30 protein-coding genes are annotated in these 21,404 nt (G+C 62.5%); 2 read left to right on the forward strand and 28 right to left on the reverse strand.

What is annotated here, in order from left to right:
- Positions 1-35: 35 nt before the first annotated feature.
- The 8 genes from msrQ to C404_RS56685 form a co-directional block, all read right to left on the reverse strand.
- The gene (msrQ, locus tag C404_RS56650; protein WP_021197556.1) at positions 36-695 is read right to left on the reverse strand and encodes a protein-methionine-sulfoxide reductase heme-binding subunit MsrQ; all 660 of its coding nucleotides are present in this window, start codon (positions 693-695) and stop codon (positions 36-38) included.
- 7 nt (positions 696-702) lie between these two features.
- The gene (gene msrP, locus C404_RS56655) at positions 703-1,707 is read right to left on the reverse strand and encodes a protein-methionine-sulfoxide reductase catalytic subunit MsrP (RefSeq protein WP_021197557.1); all 1,005 of its coding nucleotides are present in this window, start codon (positions 1,705-1,707) and stop codon (positions 703-705) included.
- A 98-nt stretch (positions 1,708-1,805) separates the two neighbouring features.
- Complete coding sequence (locus C404_RS56660) at positions 1,806-2,681, reverse strand: anti-sigma factor family protein (RefSeq protein WP_021197558.1); 876 nt, start codon at positions 2,679-2,681, stop codon at positions 1,806-1,808.
- A gap of 8 nt (positions 2,682-2,689) precedes the next feature.
- Positions 2,690-3,235: an RNA polymerase sigma factor gene (locus C404_RS56665; RefSeq protein ID WP_021197559.1), complete on the reverse strand. Its 546-nt coding sequence runs from the start codon at positions 3,233-3,235 to the stop codon at positions 2,690-2,692.
- A gap of 27 nt (positions 3,236-3,262) precedes the next feature.
- Positions 3,263-3,688, reverse strand: a complete 426-nt coding sequence (locus tag C404_RS56670) for a COG4315 family predicted lipoprotein (RefSeq protein WP_021197560.1) — start codon at positions 3,686-3,688, stop codon at positions 3,263-3,265.
- Positions 3,689-3,801: 113 nt separating this feature from the next.
- A complete protein-coding gene (ccsB, locus tag C404_RS56675; protein ID WP_031330209.1) occupies positions 3,802-5,010 on the reverse strand; it encodes a c-type cytochrome biogenesis protein CcsB in 1,209 nt (402 codons plus the stop codon).
- A 7-nt stretch (positions 5,011-5,017) separates the two neighbouring features.
- Positions 5,018-7,237, reverse strand: coding sequence for a cytochrome c biogenesis protein ResB (locus C404_RS56680; RefSeq protein WP_021197562.1), 2,220 nt, complete (start codon positions 7,235-7,237; stop codon positions 5,018-5,020).
- 111 nt (positions 7,238-7,348) lie between these two features.
- Positions 7,349-8,008, reverse strand: a complete 660-nt coding sequence (locus C404_RS56685; RefSeq protein WP_021197563.1) for a c-type cytochrome — start codon at positions 8,006-8,008, stop codon at positions 7,349-7,351.
- Positions 8,009-8,264: 256 nt separating this feature from the next.
- Here C404_RS56685 and yihA point away from each other — a divergent pair, with 256 nt between their 5' ends.
- Positions 8,265-8,978, forward strand: a complete 714-nt coding sequence (gene yihA / locus C404_RS56690) for a ribosome biogenesis GTP-binding protein YihA/YsxC (protein ID WP_021197564.1) — start codon at positions 8,265-8,267, stop codon at positions 8,976-8,978.
- 150 nt (positions 8,979-9,128) lie between these two features.
- Positions 9,129-10,124 (forward strand): porphobilinogen synthase, encoded by a 996-nt coding sequence (gene hemB, locus C404_RS56695; RefSeq protein WP_021197565.1) that lies wholly within the window; start codon positions 9,129-9,131, stop codon positions 10,122-10,124.
- Here hemB and dsbD read toward each other — a convergent pair whose 3' ends face one another.
- From dsbD to rplX, 20 genes are all read right to left on the reverse strand, one after another.
- Positions 10,125-11,981, reverse strand: a complete 1,857-nt coding sequence (dsbD, locus tag C404_RS56700; RefSeq protein WP_031330211.1) for a protein-disulfide reductase DsbD — start codon at positions 11,979-11,981, stop codon at positions 10,125-10,127. It abuts the gene before it with no gap.
- An 18-nt stretch (positions 11,982-11,999) separates the two neighbouring features.
- Entirely contained in the window at positions 12,000-12,338 is a 339-nt protein-coding gene (cutA, locus tag C404_RS56705) for a divalent-cation tolerance protein CutA (protein ID WP_021197567.1), read from the reverse strand.
- A 166-nt stretch (positions 12,339-12,504) separates the two neighbouring features.
- Positions 12,505-12,900, reverse strand: a complete 396-nt coding sequence (gene rplQ, locus C404_RS56710; RefSeq protein WP_031330213.1) for a 50S ribosomal protein L17 — start codon at positions 12,898-12,900, stop codon at positions 12,505-12,507.
- A 141-nt stretch (positions 12,901-13,041) separates the two neighbouring features.
- Positions 13,042-14,022 carry a DNA-directed RNA polymerase subunit alpha gene (locus C404_RS56715; RefSeq protein ID WP_004634508.1) on the reverse strand — a complete coding sequence of 327 codons (981 nt, stop codon included), beginning with the start codon at positions 14,020-14,022 and terminating at the stop codon, positions 13,042-13,044.
- 32 nt (positions 14,023-14,054) lie between these two features.
- Positions 14,055-14,264, reverse strand: coding sequence for a hypothetical protein (locus C404_RS56720; protein ID WP_021197569.1), 210 nt, complete (start codon positions 14,262-14,264; stop codon positions 14,055-14,057).
- The gene (rpsD, locus tag C404_RS56725) at positions 14,264-14,887 is read right to left on the reverse strand and encodes a 30S ribosomal protein S4 (RefSeq protein ID WP_021197570.1); all 624 of its coding nucleotides are present in this window, start codon (positions 14,885-14,887) and stop codon (positions 14,264-14,266) included. Before rpsD ends, C404_RS56720 begins: the two co-directional genes overlap by 1 nt.
- A gap of 202 nt (positions 14,888-15,089) precedes the next feature.
- Positions 15,090-15,491: a 30S ribosomal protein S11 gene (rpsK, locus tag C404_RS56730; protein ID WP_021197571.1), complete on the reverse strand. Its 402-nt coding sequence runs from the start codon at positions 15,489-15,491 to the stop codon at positions 15,090-15,092.
- Positions 15,492-15,515: 24 nt separating this feature from the next.
- The gene (gene rpsM / locus C404_RS56735; protein WP_021197572.1) at positions 15,516-15,881 is read right to left on the reverse strand and encodes a 30S ribosomal protein S13; all 366 of its coding nucleotides are present in this window, start codon (positions 15,879-15,881) and stop codon (positions 15,516-15,518) included.
- A gap of 21 nt (positions 15,882-15,902) precedes the next feature.
- Positions 15,903-16,019 carry a 50S ribosomal protein L36 gene (gene rpmJ / locus C404_RS56740; RefSeq protein WP_003264141.1) on the reverse strand — a complete coding sequence of 39 codons (117 nt, stop codon included), beginning with the start codon at positions 16,017-16,019 and terminating at the stop codon, positions 15,903-15,905.
- 30 nt (positions 16,020-16,049) lie between these two features.
- Positions 16,050-16,268, reverse strand: a complete 219-nt coding sequence (gene infA, locus C404_RS56745; protein WP_003264140.1) for a translation initiation factor IF-1 — start codon at positions 16,266-16,268, stop codon at positions 16,050-16,052.
- Positions 16,269-16,296: 28 nt separating this feature from the next.
- Positions 16,297-17,619, reverse strand: coding sequence for a preprotein translocase subunit SecY (secY, locus tag C404_RS56750; RefSeq protein WP_021197573.1), 1,323 nt, complete (start codon positions 17,617-17,619; stop codon positions 16,297-16,299).
- A 56-nt stretch (positions 17,620-17,675) separates the two neighbouring features.
- Positions 17,676-18,107 (reverse strand): 50S ribosomal protein L15, encoded by a 432-nt coding sequence (rplO, locus tag C404_RS56755; protein ID WP_021197574.1) that lies wholly within the window; start codon positions 18,105-18,107, stop codon positions 17,676-17,678.
- An 18-nt stretch (positions 18,108-18,125) separates the two neighbouring features.
- On the reverse strand, positions 18,126-18,308 hold the full coding sequence (gene rpmD / locus C404_RS56760; RefSeq protein ID WP_003264137.1) for a 50S ribosomal protein L30: 183 nt from the start codon (positions 18,306-18,308) through the stop codon (positions 18,126-18,128).
- 22 nt (positions 18,309-18,330) lie between these two features.
- Positions 18,331-18,849, reverse strand: a complete 519-nt coding sequence (gene rpsE / locus C404_RS56765; protein ID WP_013211230.1) for a 30S ribosomal protein S5 — start codon at positions 18,847-18,849, stop codon at positions 18,331-18,333.
- A 21-nt stretch (positions 18,850-18,870) separates the two neighbouring features.
- Entirely contained in the window at positions 18,871-19,227 is a 357-nt protein-coding gene (gene rplR, locus C404_RS56770) for a 50S ribosomal protein L18 (RefSeq protein ID WP_021197575.1), read from the reverse strand.
- A gap of 11 nt (positions 19,228-19,238) precedes the next feature.
- Entirely contained in the window at positions 19,239-19,772 is a 534-nt protein-coding gene (gene rplF, locus C404_RS56775) for a 50S ribosomal protein L6 (protein WP_021197576.1), read from the reverse strand.
- 12 nt (positions 19,773-19,784) lie between these two features.
- The gene (gene rpsH, locus C404_RS56780) at positions 19,785-20,180 is read right to left on the reverse strand and encodes a 30S ribosomal protein S8 (RefSeq protein WP_004634489.1); all 396 of its coding nucleotides are present in this window, start codon (positions 20,178-20,180) and stop codon (positions 19,785-19,787) included.
- A gap of 27 nt (positions 20,181-20,207) precedes the next feature.
- A complete protein-coding gene (gene rpsN / locus C404_RS56785; protein WP_004634486.1) occupies positions 20,208-20,513 on the reverse strand; it encodes a 30S ribosomal protein S14 in 306 nt (101 codons plus the stop codon).
- A 9-nt stretch (positions 20,514-20,522) separates the two neighbouring features.
- Positions 20,523-21,065, reverse strand: coding sequence for a 50S ribosomal protein L5 (gene rplE, locus C404_RS56790; RefSeq protein ID WP_009241894.1), 543 nt, complete (start codon positions 21,063-21,065; stop codon positions 20,523-20,525).
- A gap of 26 nt (positions 21,066-21,091) precedes the next feature.
- Positions 21,092-21,400, reverse strand: coding sequence for a 50S ribosomal protein L24 (gene rplX / locus C404_RS56795; protein ID WP_021197578.1), 309 nt, complete (start codon positions 21,398-21,400; stop codon positions 21,092-21,094).
- Positions 21,401-21,404 lie beyond the last annotated feature (4 nt).

Raw genomic sequence — 21,404 nt, forward strand, 5'->3', positions numbered from 1 at the left:
AGTTGCGAGGCTTTTTCTTTGGCGATCCGCGCCGGTCAATCACGCACCGGCATTGCACCGGCCGCCATCGCACCTTGCCGCGCGCCACGCCATGCCCACCACACACGCAATCCCAGCAGCACCGCCATCACCGCTGCGTAGATCGACACCTCCGCAAAGTCGTGCTTGCCGGACTTGTGCCACCAGTAGTGCAGGATGCCCAGCACGCCTGTCACGTACACCAATCGATGCAGCCACTGCCAGCGCTTGCCGCCCAGACGCTTGACCATCGCGTTGGTGGACGTCGCCGCCAACGGAATCATCAGCACAAAGGCCGCAAAACCCACCGTGATGAACGGACGCTTGACGATGTCCTTCAACATCGACGCTGGATCGAGCCCGCGATCCACCAGCAGCCAGATCAGGAAGTGGATGGTGCCGTAAAAGAACGTGTACAGGCCCAGCATGCGGCGGATGCGGATCAGCCAGTTCATGCCGGTGATCCGACGCAGCGGCGTGATAGCGAGCGTGCAGCACAGCAGCACCAGCGTCCACGTACCGGTCGAGCGCGTGACGAACTCCAGCGGGTTCGCCCCGAACTGATCAGTCGCACCCAGGAAGACGATGCGCAGGAACGGCACGAGCGCCGCCAGCCACACGGCGATCTTCATCACACGCAGTTGCTTGGGCGAGAGCATGGGCGGCAGCAGTTTCATGTCGTCCTCAGAAGTTCTTGCGCAGGTCCATGCCCGCGTAGAGCGGGGCGACTTGGTCGTAGCCGTTGAACATCAGCGTCTTGCGCTTGGGTGCGAACAGGCCGCCGAAGCCGCCCTTGTCCTCGCCGATGCGGCGCTCGGTGGCCTGGCTCCAGCGCGGGTGATCCACGGTCGGGTTCACGTTGGAGTAGAAGCCGTATTCGTTGGATGCGGCGATGTTCCAGCTGGTCGGCGGCTGCTTGTCGACAAAGCGGATCTTGACGATCGACTTGGCGCTCTTGAAGCCGTACTTCCACGGCACCACCACGCGCACCGGCGCGCCGTTCTGGTTCGGCAGCACCTGACCGTAGAGGCCAAAGGTCAGCAGCGCCAGCGGGTGCATCGCCTCGTCCAGGCGCAGGCCCTCGCTGTACGGCCACTCCAGCACCGGGCTGCTGACGCCGGGCATCTGGCGCTTGTCGGCCAGCGAGATGAACTGGATGTACTTGGCGCTACCCTGCGGCTCCACGCGCTTGATCAGTTCGGCCAGCGGAAAACCCACCCACGGAATCACCATCGACCAGCCCTCGACGCAGCGCAGGCGGTAGACGCGCTCTTCCATCGGGGCGAGCTTCATCAGGTCGTCCAGGTCATAGGTCTTGGGCGTCTTCACCAGCCCTTCCACGCTGACCTGCCAGGGGTGCGGGCGCAGCGTGCCGGCATAACGCGCCGGGTCGGACTTGTCGGTGCCGAACTCGTAGAAGTTGTTGTACGTCGTGACCTGATCGTACGGCGTGGCTTTCTCGACGGTCGTGTACGCAGGGTTGGACTTGGCGGCCAGCTTGGCCAGCGGAGGGTTGGCGCTATTGGCCGCCAGGGCCTCGCGCGATGCCCACGGCGCCAGCGTCGCGCCGGCCGCGCCCATGGCGGCCGCGGCCAGGAAGCGGCGGCGCTGCTCGAAGATGTGCTGCGGGGTGATCTCGCTGGCGGGGATGTCTTCACCGTGCAGCCAGCGGTCGGTCTTGATCAGCATGATCAGTGGTCCTCGTTGTGCGGGAGTCTGGCTCCCATGGTCCTTGGTCGTGCCAGCGCCGCCGACCTGACAGCGCAAGGCGAAAAATTTCTGTGGCGCTATTCCTTTCCCTGCGGCGCCCCGGTGAACTCGCTGTACTGACGAAAGACCGCCTGCGCCACTTCCAGCAACTGCGCCCGCGCCAGCGGCCCAGACACCGCAAACCCCAGCCCGTGATCCGCCCAGTAGAACGCCATCGGCTGCGGGTGATCCACCGCCGGGTGAATCGCCTGCAGTACGCGGTTGCCTGGCGTCAGTGTTTCCAGGCGGAAGCCGGTATCGCGGTTGTTCGGCATGCGCCGCAACTGCACGGAGATGCGCGTGCCGTCCGGCCCTTCGTACATCAGCATGGCCGTGGGCATATCCGCCGATACGGTCTGGCGCCCGCCGATGAGCCGGTAGCCGAGCGGCGTCAGGTCAGGGATGCGCAGTTGCGCATCCAGCCGCCGCGACAGCCATGTGACGAGATGAGCCTCTTCGTTGGCCGGCACCTCCACCATATGCTTCGACTCAGGCGCAAAGACGACGTGCGATACGAGTGCATCGTTGGCAAAGCGTTGCATCGGCACGGCCGGCTCAAACGCACCTCGGCCTAGCCAGCCCGCGCCGGTACCAATCGCCAGACACGCCACGCCCAGCGCCAGCACACTCCAGCCGCGCATCGTGCCGAAGCCGCGCGCGCGCGGTGGTTGCTGCGCAGCGGCCAGAATGGCGGCCGGAATGCGCCGCGGCGGCACCGTTTCGTTGAGTAGCGGATCAAGCGCGCGATGGAGCTGCGCATCGGTCTTGCGCCAACCGGCCACCTCGGCGGCGGCACCGGGGTGCGCGGCAAGGTACGCCTCCACGGCGGCACGGTGCGCAGCAGCCAGGCGGCCGTCGGCGTAAGCGTGGAGCTCGTCGATGTGGATGGCGGTGTGGGAAACATCGGCAGACATGGTCGGCCTCACTTCACTCGGTGCAGCGCAGTGCTGCCATCACCGGAAGCGCCCGGCGCGGTGGACGTCCCTTCCAGCGCCACACGCATCCGCTCGCGCGCCCGCGACAGGCGCGACATCACCGTGCCCAGCGGCACGCCGAGCACGTCGGCGGCCTCCTTGTAGGCGAGTTGCTCCAGCCCAACGAGTAGCAGCACGGCGCGTTGGTCTTCCGGCAGCGAGGCCAGCGCGCGCAGCAGATCACGGCGCAGACCGGGGTCTTGGTCGACAGGGATGTCGGGCAGCGTGTCGGTCAACTCAATCCGATCCGGCCGGCGCACGGCGTTTAGGTGCAGGCGGTGCATGATGGTCAGCAGCCACGCGAACAGCCCGTCGCTCTCGCCGCTCGCGGCACCGAACCTCGGGCGCAACTGGAAACGCCAGCGGTAGCGCCAGGCGCGTTCCAGCGTGTCCTGCACGAGATCGTCGGCGCGGGTGGCATCACCCACCAGGCCGCGGGCGTGACGGCGCAAGCGCGGCGTCAGCGCGATCAGGCGGCCGGCAAGGTCGGTCATGAAGCGCGGGCAGTCGGGCGGCGGTGCTTACGGCTTGGCCACGTGCCAGACGTTCATGAAGCCGTCGCCAGTCTGGTCGCCAGGCATCTTGTCCTTGCTCCAGAGGTACAGCGGCTTGCCGTGGTAGGCCCACTGCTTCTTGCCGTCGTCGCGGGTGATGATGGTGTAGTCGCCGGAGGGTTGATCGGCATCATTGGCGGCCAGCGCCGGCCAGTTGTCGGCGCACTTGCCATTGCAGGCGCTCTTGCCGGCCGCGGCATCACGATCGAACGTGTACAGCGTCATGCCGTGTGCGTCGGTGAGCGTGCCGTTGGTCACCTTCACGGCCATCGGCGTGGACATCCCCATGCCCATGCTGCTGCAACCGGCCAAGCCGAACGCGGCAAGCGCCACGGCCCCGGCAAATGCCAGGCGTGCGTTAAACAACAGGGGGGAAGCTGCGGACTGGCTCATCTTGTTCTCCTTGGGTGGGAGGGGCGCCGGAAGGGGAAAAATGAGGCGCCCTCACAGAGCAGTAAACACGCTAGGCGCGTCTTTATTCCAGTCCGCTGAGGATTTTTTGTGACTTAGAGTTCGCCGTAGCTGTGCAAGCCCGACAGGAACATGTTCACGCCGAGGAAGGCGAAGGTCGTCACCAGCAGGCCAATCAGCGCCCACCACGCCGCCATGCGCCCGCGCAGGCCCTTCATCAGGCGCATATGCAGCCAGGCGGCGTAGTTCAGCCAGACGATCAGCGCCCAGGTCTCCTTCGGGTCCCAGCTCCAGTAGCCGCCCCAGGCGTCCGCCGCCCACAGCGCGCCCAGAATCGTGGCGATGGTGAAGAACGCAAAGCCGACGGTGATGGCCTTGTACATCACGTCATCCAACACCTCGAGTGACGGCAGGCGATCCGCCAGAACGCCGTGCTCCTTGAGCAGGTAGGCCGCGCCCACCATGGCAGCCAACGCAAACGTGCCGTAGCCAATGAAGTTGGCCGGCACGTGAATCTTCATCCACCAGCTTTGCAGAGCCGGTACCAGCGGCTGGATCTCCTGCGCGCCGCGCGACACCGTGTACCACAGCAGGAAGCCCACCGCCGCCGACACCACCAGCATCACGAAAGGACCCAGCGCGCGCGTCTTGTAGCGCTGCTCGTAGTACAGATAGAACAGCGACGTGATCAGCGTGAAGAGGATGAAGACTTCGTAGAGGTTCGAGATGGGGATGTGGCCAATATCCGCCCCCACCAGGTAGGACTCGTACCAGCGCACCAGCATGCCGGTCAGCCCCAACACCACAGCGGCCCAGCACAGCTTGCTGCCGATCGAGCTGCCCGCTTCCCAGCGCAGCGCCAGGCCCGCCCAGAAGAAAAGCGTAGACAGGAAGATCAGCGCGCTCATCCACAGGATGGCCGACTGGCTGGCGAGGAAGTACTTCAGGAAGAAGGCGTGCTCGGCGCGGGCGAGCTCGGGGCCGTTCGCACCGCTGTACTGCGAGATACCGAACAGCGACAGCACGGCAATGCCGATCATCAGCACGCGCACCGGCTTCCACGTCCAGCCCAGCCATGCGAAGGCGGGGACAGCCGCGACGAGAATGCCGCGCTCGTAGCCATCCATGTAGGCGCCGTAGCGCGAGAACGCATAACCAGCGCCGGCAGCCAGTACCGCGGCAAACAGCCAGTCGAACCAGCCCAGCCGGCGGAAATACGACGGGCGCTGGAGCGCACCCAGATCAGCGCTCATGACGGACGCAGTGGACGCCGCAGACGTTTGGGGAGGATTGGTCGCTTCCATCACCTGCTCACTTCTTTGGTTTGGGGTCGGTGTCCGCTGCACTGGCAGAACCGGGGATAGCGGGGGCGCCCGTCACGGCGCGGACATCTTGCTTGAGGCGCTCGAACTCGCGGTCGAAGTCGAGCGTGCGGCGCATGGTCGACATGGCGGTCAGCACATGTGCGCCGGAGGTGCGTTCGTTGGTCTGGCCGGATTGCGGCTTGACCCACAGCCACCAGCGGCGCTCCCTTACGTAGAACATCGAGAACACGCCCAGCACCAGCAGCAACGCCCCAAGATACACGATGTTCTTACCCGGCGCACGCGTGAGCTGGAACACGCTGGCCTGCACCTGCTGGAAGTCGGCAAGCTGCAGATACACGGGTGCACCATAGAAAACACGATCAGACAGCGAGTTGATGGCGGTCTGCAGCCACTGGCTGCTCGTCGCATCGACAGTAGGCGCGGGCAGGCCATCCTGCGCACGGGCCAGTTGCCACAGCTCCCACATCGCGCTGTTGATGATCTTCATCAGCACGTCGGCCGCCTTCTCGCGCTCGCCTTCGGGCACTGACTTTTGCAGGAAGGTGGCGATCGCTGTAAAACCACCTTGCGCTTCGGCAGGGGCATCTTTCAGGTCAGCAGCGGCACCGGCAAACAGGTCGAGCGCGCGACGGGCGCTGTCGGTCAACTGGCTGCGCAGTGCGGCGCGATCCTCGCCGGGCATGGAGAGCAGCGCAAAGCGACGCGCCGCCTCTGCACGCATCGTCGGGTTTTGCAGCGCGGCGCGCAGGCGCATCCAGTCGTTCACCGTGCCTTGCGCATCCGCCGGAATGCGCAGATAGCGGAACGGCTCGTCCGGCTGCGTGCGCATGCCGGCCAGGAACACCGATTGCCCGTCCAGCGTGACCGGCAGCATGTAGTTGCTGAACTCGCGCGCCTGGCCGTTTGCATCGCGCAGCTTGTACTGCACCGAGGGGCCGACGTTGCGCAGGTCACGGTCGTGCGTCATCTTGGTGACGTTGCCCAGCTCGGCGCGCAGGCCGCTCGCATCGTCCCCCTTACTGCCGCCCTTCTTGCCCACGCCCCGTGCGTCGGGCTTGCCGGAGGCGTCCGTCACCGTCTCGATGTTCATCAGGCGGAAATCGGTGAACTCGACTGTGTAGTCAGCACCGTGGCCGGTCAGCTTGGTGTCTTGACCAACCACGCCGGACAGCGTGAACGTCTTGGCGTCGCCCCCCGCCATCGGGAAGCCGGTCAGCTTGAGCTTGGAGCCGCCGTCTTCAAAGCTCGACTGGTAGATCGCCACGCCGTCATACACGAACGGCTTGTTCACCTCGACACGCGCATCGACCTGCTTGCCGGTGCGGCGGTCAGTCACGACGATATCGCTGGCAAACAGCTTGGGCATGCCGGTCGAATAATGCTCAACGGTGAACTTCTTGAGCGTGATCATGAACGGCAGGTCCTGGATCAACGCGCCATCGGCGATGTTCAGGATCGCCGTGCTAACGGTCGAGCCCTCCGGCACAAACGCATTGCCCCGGAAGCCCGGGTTGGACACCGAGAGCCGGTGCTCCGGCCCGATCTCGCTGATGACCGCGTTGCCCTTGATGGGCGACTTGCCGCCAAACCACATCTGCGCGCGGATCATCATGTCGCCGTCGAGCAGCCCGCCAATGCAGATGATGACGATGGCCGAATGCGCCAGGATGTAGCCGATCTTGTTACCCGCGCCGGCCTTGGCCGTGATGAGCGTGGCCCCGCCGTCGCGCGAGAATGCCTTGATGCGAAAGCCCCGGTTCTGCGCCAGTGCCGCCAGGCGCGCTGTAACGGTGGCCGTATCGGCCGGCGTGTCGAATTCGTCCTTGTGATGGAACGCGCGCAAACTGCCCTCGCGCACGTTCTCGCGCCAAGTACGCATGTCGGCCAGCATCTTGGGCGCATTGCGCACGATGCACAGCGAGGTCGACACCACCAGAAACGCCAGGATCAGCAGGAACCACCACGCGCTGTACACCGTGGGCAGCGTCAGCGAGCGGAACACCTCCGCCCAGAACGGCCCGAACTGGTTGACGTAGTTCGGGTACGGCTCGTTCTGCTTGAGCACCGTGCCGATCACGCTGGCGATGGCGATGACCGTCAGCAGGCTGATCGCAAAGCGCATCGACGACAGCAGCTCGACCGTCTCGCGCAGTGCACGGCGGCGGGAGCGGATCTGGACGCCGGAAGTGGAGACCGAAGACATGCGAAGAAAGCCTGTTCAGAAACGAAAACAGGGCGGCGATGCCAGGCGCATTGCCACCCTGTTCTTCTTGTTGATTGTGCGACCGCCTGCCAGACGGTCAGGTGCGGCAGATTAGCGCAGGCCGGCGATGTAGTCGGCCACCGCCTTGATCTGCTCAGTCGTCATGCGGTTGGCCAGGTCATGCATCTGCACGCTGTTCTTGCGCGTGCCGTTCTGGAACGCCACCAGTTGCGCCTCGGTGTATTCAGAGAACTGACCTGCGATACGCGGATACTGCGCCGGAATACCGGCACCGGTCGGGCCGTGGCAGCCTGCACAGGCCGCGATGCCACGCTTGGCGTCACCGCCGCGATACAGCTTCTGGCCCAGCTCGATGGTGTCCTTGCTCTTGGCCGAGCCCGGCTTCCAGGCCGCCTGCTTGCCCAGGTACGCGCCGATGTCCTTCATGTCCTGATCGGACAGCGCGCCCGCATACAGCGACATGACCGCGTGGTTACGATCGGTCTTGGCCTTGAAATCCTTGAGTTGCTTCTCGATGTACTCGGCGTGCTGACCCGCCAGCTTCGGGTTGACGTTCATGGCGCTGTTGCCACCGGCACCGTGGCAGCTCGTACAGGCCGGCACGCCATTGGCGGGGACGCCGGCGTTGAAGAGCGTTTCGCCGCGCGCAGCATCGGCTTTGGCAATCTTTTGTTCTTCAGCGTGGGCCACGGAAAGGGCCGATGCCAGGGACAGCGCTGCGACAGCAAGAACGTTCGCGATGCGGTTCATTCGCACACCTTGTTTAGATTGTTTTCGAATGCTGCGTGCGCCGCCCAATGCCGGACCCTGCGGCGCCGGGCATCCCCTTCTCCTCGTACCGGAACCGTGCATGAAAACGGACCGGCCCGGGCCTCGGGGCGGTCCTGCGACGGATCTGGTGGGGACGTCCGTAAACCGGCGTATTGTACAATAACGCCTCTGCAATGCGACCTCGCGGCGCAGCAACCACGCAGTTCTGAACTGCAGTCTACAGGTACTGCCGCGCATGTCGCTCCTGCATCAAGCCCGTTTCTTCATCACCGTCAATCATTTGCGTGATTTACCGGCAACCGCCGTGCCGGAAGTCGCGTTTGCGGGCCGCTCCAACGCAGGCAAATCCACCGCAATCAACATCCTGTGCAACCAGAAGCGGTTGGCGTTCTCCAGTAAGACGCCCGGTCGCACACAGCACATCAACTATTTCTCCGTGATGCCGGCCAAGGCGGAAGACCCGCTCGGCTTCCTGGTCGACTTGCCCGGCTACGGCTATGCCGAAGCGCCGGGCGAAACCAAATCGCACTGGGTCCATCTGCTGGGCGACTACGTCAAGGCGCGCCAGCAACTGGCCGGCCTGGTCATCATGATGGACGCGCGCCGCCCCTTTACCGACCTCGATTGCCAGATGGTCGAGTGGTTCCTGCCGACGGGCAAGCCGATCCACGTGCTGCTCACGAAGGCCGACAAGCTGACCAACAACGATGCGTCGCGCGCGCTGATGGCGGCACGCAAGGTGCTGGCCGATTACCGCGCGCAGATCGAAGGTGACGTGTCACTCACGGTGCAACTGTTCTCCAGCCTGAAGCGCCGTGGCATCGAAGAGGCGCAGCGAATTGTCGCAGGCTGGCTGTGTCTGCCCGAAGCCCTGGAGCCCGCCCCCCAATCTGCACCCTCCGCCGAACAGGCAAAAAAAACCCCGTCGCCAAAAGCGCAACGGGGGTAACGACCCCATCGAGCCATCGATGGGAACCCGCGTCAGGGAGGAGCCGCGGGGGACGCTGCACCAGCGTCGCGGGCGCATTGTCCGTGCATAGGATGGATAATCGCCACGAAAGTTTTCAAACTTCACAGTGTGTTCTTAGAGTCCGCTGACATGACTGCAAGCTTCCCCGACCATCGCCCGCGCCGCATGCGCCGCGACGATTTCTCCCGCCGCATGATGCGCGAATCGCGCCTCACCCCCGACGATCTGATCTACCCTGTCTTCATCCTCGAAGGCACCAACGTACGGCAGGCCGTGCCGTCGATGCCGGGCGTCGAACGTGTGTCGGTTGATGTGCTGCTGGGCGTGGCCGAACAGTGCGTGCAACTGGGCATTCCGGTGCTCGCACTGTTCCCCGTGATCGAGCCGTCGATCAAGACGCCGGACGGCATCGAGGCGACCAACCCCGAAGGCTTGATCCCACGTGCGGTGAAGGCGCTCAAGGCGCGCTTCCCCGAGCTGGGTATCCTGACCGACGTGGCGCTCGACCCATATACGAGCCACGGCCAGGACGGCGTGCTCGATGCCAACGGCTATGTGCTGAACGAAGAGACGGTGGAGATCCTCACCGCGCAGGCCTTGGTACAAGCTGCGGCTGGCGTGGACATCGTCGCGCCGTCCGACATGATGGACGGCCGCATCGGCGCCATCCGCCTGGCACTGGAGCACGACGACCACATCTACACGCGCATCATGGCCTACGCGGCCAAGTACGCTTCAGCGTTCTACGGCCCGTTCCGCGATGCGGTGGGTTCGGCGGCCAACCTGGGCAAGGGCAACAAGATGACCTACCAGATGGATCCGGCCAATTCGGACGAGGCGCTGCGCGAAGTGGCGCTCGACATCGCCGAGGGCGCCGACATGGTGATGGTCAAGCCCGGCATGCCGTACCTCGACATCGTGCGCCGCGTGAAGGATGAATTCCGCTTCCCGACCTACGTGTACCAAGTCAGCGGGGAATACGCGATGCTGAAGGCCGCCGCACAGAACGGCTGGCTGGATCACGACAAGGTCGTGCTGGAATCGCTGCTGGCGTTCAAGCGCGCCGGCGCGAACGGCATCCTGACGTACTTCGCACTGGACGCCGCCCGCTTGCTGCGCGGTTGATCAGGTAGAAGTTTTCGCCGTCTGTGCTGCGCCGCTTGCACCGAGAGCGCGGCGCAGACTGGCGAGGAAGGTGTCGGCACGTTCAAAGCCGACCACGCGGGCCTGCACCTCACGGCCCTGTGTATCAAAGAAGATCGTACCGGGTGGGCCGAACAGGCCGAAACGCTTGAGCAGCGCCTGATCATCCGCGCTGTTGGCCGTCACATCGGCCTGCAGCAGCACCACATCGGCGAGCGCCGTACGCACCCGCGCATCAGTGAAGGTCAGGCGCTCCATTTCCTTGCAGCTCACGCACCAGTCGGCGTAGAAGTCGAGCATCACCGCGCGACCCGACGCACTGGCGTTGCGTACCTCGGCGTCGAGTTCGTCCGTGCTCTTCACGCGCTTGAAGGTCAGGCCATGCGCCTCGGCTTGCGTGGATGCACCGGTCGACGCGCGCAGCACGCCGGCCAACGGTTGCAGCGGATCACGCCCACCTGCGGCCACGCCCACCAGTTGCGCCGCGCCCGCCAGCGCCAGTACGACACCCACCACCTTGCCCAGACGCTGCACGTTATTCGCACTGTCTGGCAGCGAATCGAACGTCCGCAGAAACACGGCCGCACCGATCAGCAGCGCGCCCCAGGCCACCATCGCGGCCCACGCTGGCAGCACCGGCTGCACGATGTACAGGGCCACAGCCAGCAGAATGAAACCGAAAATCGCCTTGGTGACGGTCAGCCAATGCCCCGAGCGCGGCAGCAGATTGCCGGCGCCCACGCCCACCAGAATCAGCGGCACACCCATCCCCATGGACAGGGCAAACAGCGCTGTACCACCTGTTGCCGCATTGCCGGTTTGTGCAATGTAAGCGAGCGCCCCCGCCAAGGGTGCCGTCACGCACGGTGAAACGATCAGCGCCGACAGTGCCCCCATGACGGCGGCGCCCGCAATCTGACCGCCGCTCAGCTTGTTGGACGCCTGCGTCAACCGGTGATGCCACGACGCCGGCAACTGCAACTCGTACAGGCCAAACATCGACAGCGACAGCAACGCAATCAACAACGCAAACGCCCCCAGCACCCAAGGGTTCTGCAGCGCAGCCTGAAGACCCTGCCCCGCCAAGCCCGCCGCCACGCCAAGCGCCGTGTAGACCGTCGCCATCCCTAGCACATATGCCACGGACACCACCGCAGCACGCATGCGCGTGGCATGCTCGCCCACCACGATGGCCGAGATGATCGGCAACATGGGCAGCACGCACGGTGTGAATGTCAGCAGCAGACCAAAGCCGAAGAACAGCAAGGCAATTGCCCCGAGGTTGCCACTGCCCAGCGTGCTGGCGATGCGGCCGAGCTTGTCGTCGGAAGAGGACTCGGCCCCGCTGACTACTGCGGCGCCTGGGGCCGTCGGCGCACTCGACACAGAAGCCGGCTCCACCTGGAATCGGCTCTTCATCGGTGGATAGCACAGGCCCTGGTCCGCACAGCCTTGTGAGGTGACGACCAACGTGAACGGCGCCGATGCGTCTTGCGCCTTGACGTGGAAGACGAGCTCATGGCGGTAGGTCTCGACCTCCTTGTTGAAGTTCTCGTCGTGCTTGATCTTGCCCGCAGGCAGTTCAAGCGGCGCGAATGTGACTGTTGCGGAGTCCGCCGCCACGGCCAAGCGCTCGCGGTACATGTAATAACCGTCGGCAATGGCGAACTTGACCTCGACCGTCTGCCCATCGAGTTGCTTGGCTGAGAAGCGGAACGCCTGCTCGGGCGGCAGGAAATCGTCAGCAGCGTGCACCGGTACGCGCAGCATCAGCACGGCGACCAGCAGCATCAGCAACTGCAGCACACGGCGCATTGGCGGGGACGAAGAGAAGGTCATATCAACGGCAATCTAACTTCAAACAGAAGGTGGTCGCGTCTCGCCGGCCACCCAGGCAAGATACGCCGGCAGGCCCACAGTTACGGGCACGGCGATGATCTCGGGCACCTCGTAAGGATGTGCCTTGCGCAGCACCGCCTCGAGCGCGGGATACGTCGCACGTGTGGTCTTGATCAACAGCGGAATCTCGGTCGCCTGTTCGATCGCGCCATTCCACCAGTATGCCGACGCGCAGGCAGGCAAGCGATTGACGCACGCGGCCAGCCGAGATTCGAGCACGACTTTGGTCACACGGTCGGCGCTGTCGGCATCCGGCAGATTGGTCAGCACCAGCAGCACATCGGTTCCGGCAGACATGGAAACTCCACAGATGCGCTCCCATGGCCAAATAGCCGAGCGCAGACAACAAAAAAGCCAGGATGCGATCCTGGCTTCATTGTAATGCGCGCTTGAAAGGGACATTTGGCGCACTTTCGGCGCATCCGGCGCGACGACGTGCCGCACCGGCAAACCTCAGCTGATCTTACTCAGCGGCTTCGGCGTCCACAGCCTCAGCAACTTCCGGACGGTCCAGCAGCTCGACCAATGCCATCGGCGCATTGTCGCCCTGACGGAAGCCGAACTTCAGGATACGGGTGTAGCCGCCCGGACGGGTCGCGAAACGCGGGCCCAGTTCCGTGAACAGCTTGGTGACCATGTCACGGTCGCGCAGGCGGGCGAAAGCCAGACGGCGGTTAGCAACGGTGTCCTTCTTGGCCAGCGTGATCAGCGGCTCGACAACCTTGCGCAGTTCCTTGGCCTTCGGCAGGGTGGTCTTGATCAGCTCGTGCTGCAGCAGCGAGTTGGACATGTTGCGCAGCATCGCGAGACGGTGCGACGAGGTGCGGTTCAGTTTCCGCAAACCATGACGGTGACGCATGATGATTCCTTCTTAAGAGTGTTTGACCAGCTCTTCTATCACCCCTTGCGAGGCGCGGGCCGGTAGCTTTAACAATGGGCCGCTCAGACAGCAACGGCGGGAAAACCGGCCGATGCACACGCACCGGCCGACAACTTGCAATTACTTTTCGAGACCTGCGGGCGGCCAGTTCTCGAGCTTCATGCCGAGCGTCAGGCCACGCGAAGCGAGGACTTCCTTGATCTCGTTGAGCGACTTGCGACCCAGGTTCGGGGTCTTCAGCAACTCGTTCTCGGTACGCTGGATCAGGTCGCCGATGTAGTAGATGTTTTCGGCCTTCAGGCAGTTGGCCGAACGCACCGTCAGCTCCAGGTCGTCGACCGGGCGCAGCAGGATCGGATCGATCTGCGGTGCGCGGGCGGCGGCGGCCTCAGCGGCGCTTTCCGTGCCTTCCAGGGCAGCGAACACCGACAGTTGGTCCACCAGGATGCGAGCCGACTGGCGGATCGCTTCTTCCGGCGAGATCACACCGTTGGTTTCGATGTTCATCACCAGCTTGTCGAGATCGGTACGCTGCTCCACACGAGCGGACTCAACGGCGTACGACACGCGGCGCACCGGTGCGAACGAGGCGTCCAGCACGATACGGCCGATGACCTTGCTCGACTCATCGCCAAACTTACGCACGTTACCCGGCACATAGCCGCGGCCTTGCTCGACCTTCAATTGCAGATCCAGCTTGCCACCAGCCGACAGGTTGGCGATGACGTGACCCGGGTTGATGATCTCGACATCGTGCGGCAGCTCGATATCGGCAGCGGTCACCACACCTTCGCCTTCCTTGCGCAGCGACACCGTAACTTCATCACGGTTGTGCAGCTTGAACACCACGCCCTTCAGGTTCAGCAGCAGGTTGACGACGTCTTCCTGCACGCCGTCGATGGTGGAATACTCGTGGACGACCCCAGCGATCGTGACTTCGGTCGGAGCGTAGCCGACCATCGACGACAGCAGCACGCGGCGCAGCGCGTTACCGAGCGTGTGGCCGTAGCCGCGCTCGAACGGTTCCATGACGACCTTCGCGTGATGATCGCCAAGCGGCTCAACCGCAATAATTTTGGGCTTGAGGAGTGCTGTTTGCATGTAGGTTGTCCTGTTTCAATACCCTCGGCTCGTTACACCGATAAGGCTGACGGATTGGACTGGAAAGATTCCGTCGCGTCCACCGCGACGGAAGACGCGCGTGCCGCAATCGCGTTGCGGCACGTAACGAACCAGATTGGGACGGCGCCAAGATACGGCAGGCGCACGAACACAATTTTGTTGACGATGAGCGTCCCCAAAAAGCGCAAGAAGCCCGCACCTTTCGGCACGGGCGTCGTCATTAACGCGAATACAATTCGACGATCAGGCTTTCGTTGATGTCACCGGCGATATCTGCACGATCCGGGACTTGCTTGAAGGTGCCTTCCATCTTCTTGGCATCCACGGCAACCCAGGTCGGGAAACCGCTTTGCTCAGCCAACGTCAGCGATTCAGCGATACGCACTTGCTTCTTCGACTTTTCGCGGATGGCAACCACGTCGCCCGACTTGATCTGGGCCGACGGCACGTTCAGTGCCACGCCGTTCACCAGGATCGCCTTGTGCGACACCAGCTGACGCGCTTCAGCGCGGGTCGAGCCGAAGCCCATGCGGTAGACGACGTTGTCCAGGCGCGATTCCAGCAGTTGCAGCAGGGTTTCACCCGTGTTGCCCTTGCGGCGATCGGCTTCAGCGAAGTAGCGGCGGAATTGACGCTCCAGCACGCCGTAGATGCGCTTGACCTTCTGCTTTTCGCGCAGTTGGTTGCCGTAGTCGGAGGTGCGAGCACCGGAAGTGCGACCGTGCTGGCCAGGCTTGCTGTCCAGCTTGCACTTGTCGGCGAGCGAGCGGCGTGCGCTCTTCAGGAAAAGGTCAGTACCTTCGCGGCGAGACAGTTTCGCCTTGGGGCCGGTATAGCGTGCCACGTTGCGTTCCTTTGTTATCAGTCATCCGCAGCTTGAACTCTGCGAATGGTCCGCCAGCGCTTCCACAATCGGAACGAGGCGAACGGTGGGCTTATGAAAAGACGAAACCCGCCTTCCAGAAAAATCCGGAAGACAGGCAAGCGGGCAAGTATAGCACCCGCAGACCGACCTCGCCAGCAACTGGCGCGGCCGATCGAATCACTTAGATACGACGACGCTTCGGCGGACGGCAGCCGTTGTGCGGCACCGGCGTCACGTCTTCGATCACGGCGATCTTGATACCCAGGTTGTTCAGTGCACGCACAGCCGACTCACGGCCCGGGCCCGGGCCCTTGATGCGCACTTCCAGGTTCTTGATGCCTTGGTCCTGCGCCACGCGGCCAGCACTTTCAGCAGCGACCTGAGCCGCGAACGGCGTCGACTTACGGGAGCCCTTGAAGCCCTGGCCACCCGACGTCGCCCACGACAGAGCGTTGCCCTGACGGTCGGTGATCGTGATGATCGTGTTGTTGAACGACGCGTGAACGTGCGCGATGCCGTCGGCGACGTTCTTGCGAACCTTCTTACGCGCGCGCTGGGCGGCGGTATTCGCTGCTTTTGCCATAGTTCCTATCCTTTACCCGACGGATTACTTCTTGAGCGCGACGCCGGCCTTGCGCGGACCCTTACGGGTACGGGCGTTGGTGCGGGTACGTTGACCACGCATCGGCAGGCCCTTGCGATGGCGCACGCCACGGTAGCAGCCCAGATCCATCAGGCGCTTGATGTTCATCGTCGTTTCACGGCGCAGATCGCCTTCGACGAGGAACTTCTCGATTTCCTTACGCAGCGCTTCCTGGTCCGAATCCGTCAGGTCCTTGACCTTCTTGTCGGTCGGGATGCCAGTAGCCTCGCAAATGTTCTGAGCGCGCGAGCGGCCGATACCGTAGATCGCCGTCAGGCCAATCACGGTATGTTTGTGGTTGGGGATGTTGACCCCTGCGATACGTGCCATTCGTCAATCCTCTTTGCGAAATTAGCCTTGGCGCTGCTTATGACGCGGGTCCGACGAGCAGATCACACGCACCACGCCCTTGCGCTTGATGATTTTGCAGTTGCGGCAAATGCGCTTAACAGAAGCCAGCACTTTCATGATTTTCCTCTTCCTTCAATTCCAGTCCGCTCACTTCGCCCGGAATACGATGCGCGCGCGGGACAGATCATACGGGGTCAATTCGACCGTCACCTTGTCCCCGGGCAGGATACGGATGTAATGCATCCGCATCTTGCCGGAAATATGGCCTAACACTACGTGGCCGTTCTCTAGCTTGACGCGAAACGTTGCGTTGGGAAGGTTTTCCAGCACCTCACCCTGCATCTGAATCACGTCGTCTTTAGCCATGTCTCTTTAGCTTCGTGCGACCGCTCTTTTATCGGAGCGTCAGGTTGCCCTTGAAATTCGCCTTCTTCATCAAAGACTCGTACTGCTGAGACATCACGTAGGACTGCACTTGCGCCATGAAGTCCATCGTGACCACCACGATGATCAACAGTGACGTGCCACCAAAGTAGAACGGCACATTCCAGCGCAGCACCAAGAACTCCGGCAACAGACACACCAGCGTGATGTAGATCGCACCCGCCAGGGTCAGACGCACCAGAATCTTGTCGATATATCGCGTGGTTTGCTCGCCCGGGCGGATGCCCGGAATGAACGCCCCACTCTTCTTCAGGTTATCTGCCACTTCGCGGCTGTTATAGACCAGCGCCGTGTAGAAGAAACAGAAGAAGATGATCGCAGCCGCATACAGCAGGATGTACACCGGCTGACCTGGGGACAGCGTTGCTGCCAGGTCCTTGACGAATCGGGTGACCGGATTCGTCGAGTTGCCGGCTGTAAACCAGCCCGCGATCGTGGCCGGGAACAGAATGATCGACGATGCAAAGATCGGCGGAATCACCCCAGCCATATTCAACTTCAGCGGCAAATGCGACGACTGACCGCCATAAATCTTGTTACCGACCTGCCGCTTGGCGTAGTTGACGAGGATCTTGCGTTGGCCGCGTTCAATGAACACCACCACGAAAGTCACCGCGCCAATGATCGCCACCACCAGAATCGCGGAGAAAATCCCCATTGATCCCGTGCGCACCAGCTCAAACAGCCCGCCGATGGCATTGGGCAGACCCGCTGCAATCCCGCCAAAGATGATGATCGAGATCCCGTTGCCCAGACCGCGCTCGGTAATCTGCTCACCCAGCCACATCAGGAACATCGTGCCCGTCACCAGCGTGATCACTGCGGTCGCTCGGAACATCAGACCCGGATCCAGAACCAGACCCGGCTGTGCTTCGAGTGCCACCGCAATCCCAAGCGCCTGGAACGTCGCCAGGAGGACCGTACCGTAGCGCGTGTACTGCGTAATCTTGCGCTGGCCGGCTTGGCCTTCCTTCTTGAGCGATTCCAGCTGCGGCAGCACGATCGTTAGCAGCTGCATGATGATCGACGCCGAAATGTACGGCATGATCCCCAGCGCAAACACCGTGAACCGCGACAGCGCGCCACCGGAGAACAGGTTGAACATCCCGAGGATGCCGCCCGACTGCCGTTGGAAAAGCTGCGCCAGTTGATCCGGATCGATGCCAGGCACAGGAATGTGCGCGCCGATCCGATACACCAGCAGTGCCAGGACCAAGAACACCAGCCGACGGCGAAGGTCGCCGTACTTGGCCGTGTTCTTAGCTTGGGCCATCACATTAGGTTTCGCCGTGGCCAAACGGATGCTCCGTCAGTGTGAAACAGCAGGCATTAGGCCAGCGAGCCACCAGCCGCTTCGATTGCGGCTTTCGCCCCAGCCGTTGCACCCAGGCCCTTCAGAACCACTTTCTTGTCGATCTCGCCCGACAGGATCACCTTGGCGCTCTTGACCATCTCGCCAACGAGGCCGGCTTGCTTGAGGGACAGCAGATCGATTTCTTCGATCGGCAGGCCCGCCAGGTCGCCCAGACGCACTTCAGCGGTGAATTCCTTGGTCAGCGAGGTGAAACCACGCTTGGGCAGACGACGATACAGGGGCATCTGGCCGCCTTCGAAGCCGACCTTGTGGAAACCACCCGAACGCGACTTCTGACCCTTGTGACCACGACCAGCCGTCTTGCCCAGGCCCGAGCCAATACCGCGACCAACGCGGCGCTTGGCATGCTTGGAGCCGGCTGCCGGCTTCAGGTTATTCAGTTGCATGTTCTTCTCCGTCTTGCCTTAGCCGATGACCTTGACCAGGTAGGACACCTTGTTGATCATGCCGCGCACTGCCGGCGTGTCCTGCAATTCGGACACCGAGTTCATGCGGCGCAGGCCCAGACCACGCACCGTGGCGCGGTGGTCTTCGCGCGTACCGATCAGGCTACGCACGAGTTGGACTTTCACGGTTTTCTGCGACATATCGTTCACCTATCCCTTCGGCTTAGCCGAGGATTTCTTCGACCGACTTGCCACGCTTGGCAGCAATTTCAGCCGGGGTGCTCATCTTGCGCAGGCCGTCCAGCGTTGCGCGCACCATGTTGTAAGGATTGGTCGAACCGTGCGACTTGGTCACGATGTTCGTCACGCCCATCACTTCGAAGATGGCGCGCATCGGGCCGCCGGCGATCACGCCGGTACCGTCCTTCGCGGGCATCATTTGCACCTTAGCGGCGCCATGCTTGCCAACCACTTCGTGCTGCAGCGTACCGTTTTTCAGCGGGACCTTGACCATCTTGCGACGGGCTTCGTCCATTGCCTTCTGCACGGCCACGGGCACTTCCTTCGCCTTGCCCTTGCCCATGCCGATACGGCCGTCGCCGTCGCCGACCACGGTCAGAGCAGCGAAACCGAGAATCCGGCCGCCCTTGACCACCTTGGTCACGCGGTTGACCGCGATCATCTTCTCGCGAAGACCGTCGTCGCGTTCGTCCCCTTGGACCTTAGGTTGAATTTTTGCCATGACGATATCCTCTATGCCGGCTTAGAACTTCAGGCCAGCTTCGCGTGCCGCGTCAGCCAGTGCCTTCACGCGACCGTGATAACGGAAACCCGAGCGATCGAACGCCACGGCTTCGATGCCAGCAGCCTTCGCCTTCTCAGCAATACGCTTACCCACCAGAGTGGCGGCCGCGGTGTTACCACCGTTGCCGTTCAGCTCCTTGCGAACTTCGGCTTCTGCCGTCGAGGCCGCAGCCAGAACCTTCGTGCCGTCTTCCGAGAAGACCTGCGCGTAGATGTGCAGGTTAGTACGGTGCACAGCCAGGCGAGCGACGTTCAGCTCCGCAATTTTCAGGCGGGTCTGACGTGCACGGCGCAAACGCGAGTCATTTTTGTTCATGATGTGCACCCTTACTTCTTCTTGGTTTCCTTCAGGATCACACGCTCGTCTGCGTAGCGCACACCCTTGCCCTTGTAGGGCTCAGGCGGACGATAGCCACGCACTTCAGCGGCGACCTGACCAACTTTCTGCTTGTCCGAACCCTTGATGATGATTTCGGTCTGCGTCGGCGTTTCCGCCTTCACGCCTTCCGGCATCTCATGGATCACGTCGTGCGAGAAACCGAGTTGCAGCTTCAGGGCAGTGCCTTGAAGCGAAGCACGGTAACCCACGCCGACCAGGTTCAGCTTGCGCTCGAAGCCCGTCGTCACGCCCTTGACCATGTTGGCCGTCAGGGCGCGCATCGTGCCTTGCAACGCATTGGCTTCACGCGACTCATCTGCCGGCTCGAACGTGATCGTGCCGTTGTCGGTGTTGACCTTGACCAGCGAGTGAATCGGCTGCGTCAGCGTGCCCAGCGGGCCCTTGACGGTCAGCAGACCACCAGCGAAATTAACTTCGGCGCCCTTGGGCAGCGCGATGGGAGCCTTACCTACGCGAGACATGGTTCCCCTCCCTTAGGCGACGTAGCAAATGACTTCGCCACCGACACCGGTTGCGCGCGCACGGCGGTCCGTCATCAGACCCTGCGGGGTCGAGATGATGGCGACGCCCAGGCCGTTCATCACTTGCGGGATTTCATTACGGCCCTTGTACACACGCAGACCAGGCTTCGAGACGCGCTCCAGGCGCTCGATGACCGGACGGCCGGCGTAGTACTTCAGACCAATCGTCAGCGTGGACTTGCCACCCTGCTCGGTCACGGCGAATTCGTCGATGTAGCCTTCGTCCTTCAGGACTTTGGCGATTGCCACCTTCAGCTTCGACGACGGCATGACCACCGACGCTTTTTCCACCGCTTGCGCGTTGCGGATACGCGTCAGCATATCGGCGATCGGATCGCTCATGCTCATAGTGTTTCTCCTGTAGCCTGTGCGTGATTACCAGCTGGCTTTCGTCAGACCCGGGATTTCGCCCTTGAAGGCGATCTCACGGAGCTTGTTACGCGCCAGGCCAAACTTGCGGAACGTACCGCGGGGACGACCGGTGATCGAGCAGCGGTTGCGCTGACGAGTCGGATTCGCGTTGCGCGGCAGTGCTTGCAGCTTCAGGCGTGCTTCGTAACGCTCTTCTTCCGACTTGCTTTGGTCTGCCACGATGGCTTCGAGAGCGGCGCGCTTCTCAGCGTACTTGGCCACGAGCTTGGCACGCTTCTTCTCGCGTTCGATCAGAGACAATTTAGCCACGGTAACCCCTTAATTACGGAACGGGAACTTGAACGCATTGAGGAGCGCCTTTGCTTCCTCGTCGTTCTTCGCAGTCGTCGTGATGCTGATGTTCAGACCACGGAGTGCGTCGATCTTGTCGTACTCGATTTCGGGGAAAATGATCTGCTCTTTCACACCGATGTTGTAGTTGCCACGACCGTCGAATGCCTTGCCCGACACACCGCGGAAGTCGCGCACACGCGGCAGCGACACGGTGATGAAGCGGTCGAGGAATTCGTACATGCGTTGGCCACGCAGCGTGACCATCGTGCCGATCGGGTAACCCTGGCGAATCTTGAAGCCGGCGATAGCCTTGCGGGCCTTCGTCACGATGGGCTTCTGGCCAGCAATCTTGATCAGGTCGCCGGTGGCGTGCTCAATGACCTTCTTGTCATTGATGGCTTCGCCAAGACCCATGTTTAGGGTGATCTTGGTGATGCGCGGCACTTCCATCACGGACTTGTAGCCGAACTGCTTGATCAGCTCGGGCACAACCTTCTCTTTGTAAAACTCTTGCAGACGTGCAGTCATGCTCAACTCCTCTCTATTGCCCAGAATCAAGCGCCGACGCCAGCACCGGTGGTCTTCAGGACACGCGTCTTCACGCCGCCTTCAACCTTGATGCCGACGCGCGACGGCTTGCCATTGGCATCCACGAGCGCAACGTTCGAAATATGGATGGGCATGACCTTGTCGACCACACCACCCGTGGTACCCAGCATCGGGTTCGGGCGCACGTGCTTCTTGGCAACGTTCACGCCTTCCACCGTCACGTGCTCAGCCAGCACCGACAGCACGGTACCTTGCTTACCCTTGTCTTTACCGGTGCGGACGATGACGCGATCGCCCTTGCGAATCTTGTTCATGCGG

Origin of the sequence: Ralstonia sp. AU12-08 (assembly GCF_000442475.1) — a bacterium.
In the GTDB taxonomy this organism is placed as follows: Bacteria; Pseudomonadota; Gammaproteobacteria; order Burkholderiales; family Burkholderiaceae; genus Ralstonia; species Ralstonia insidiosa.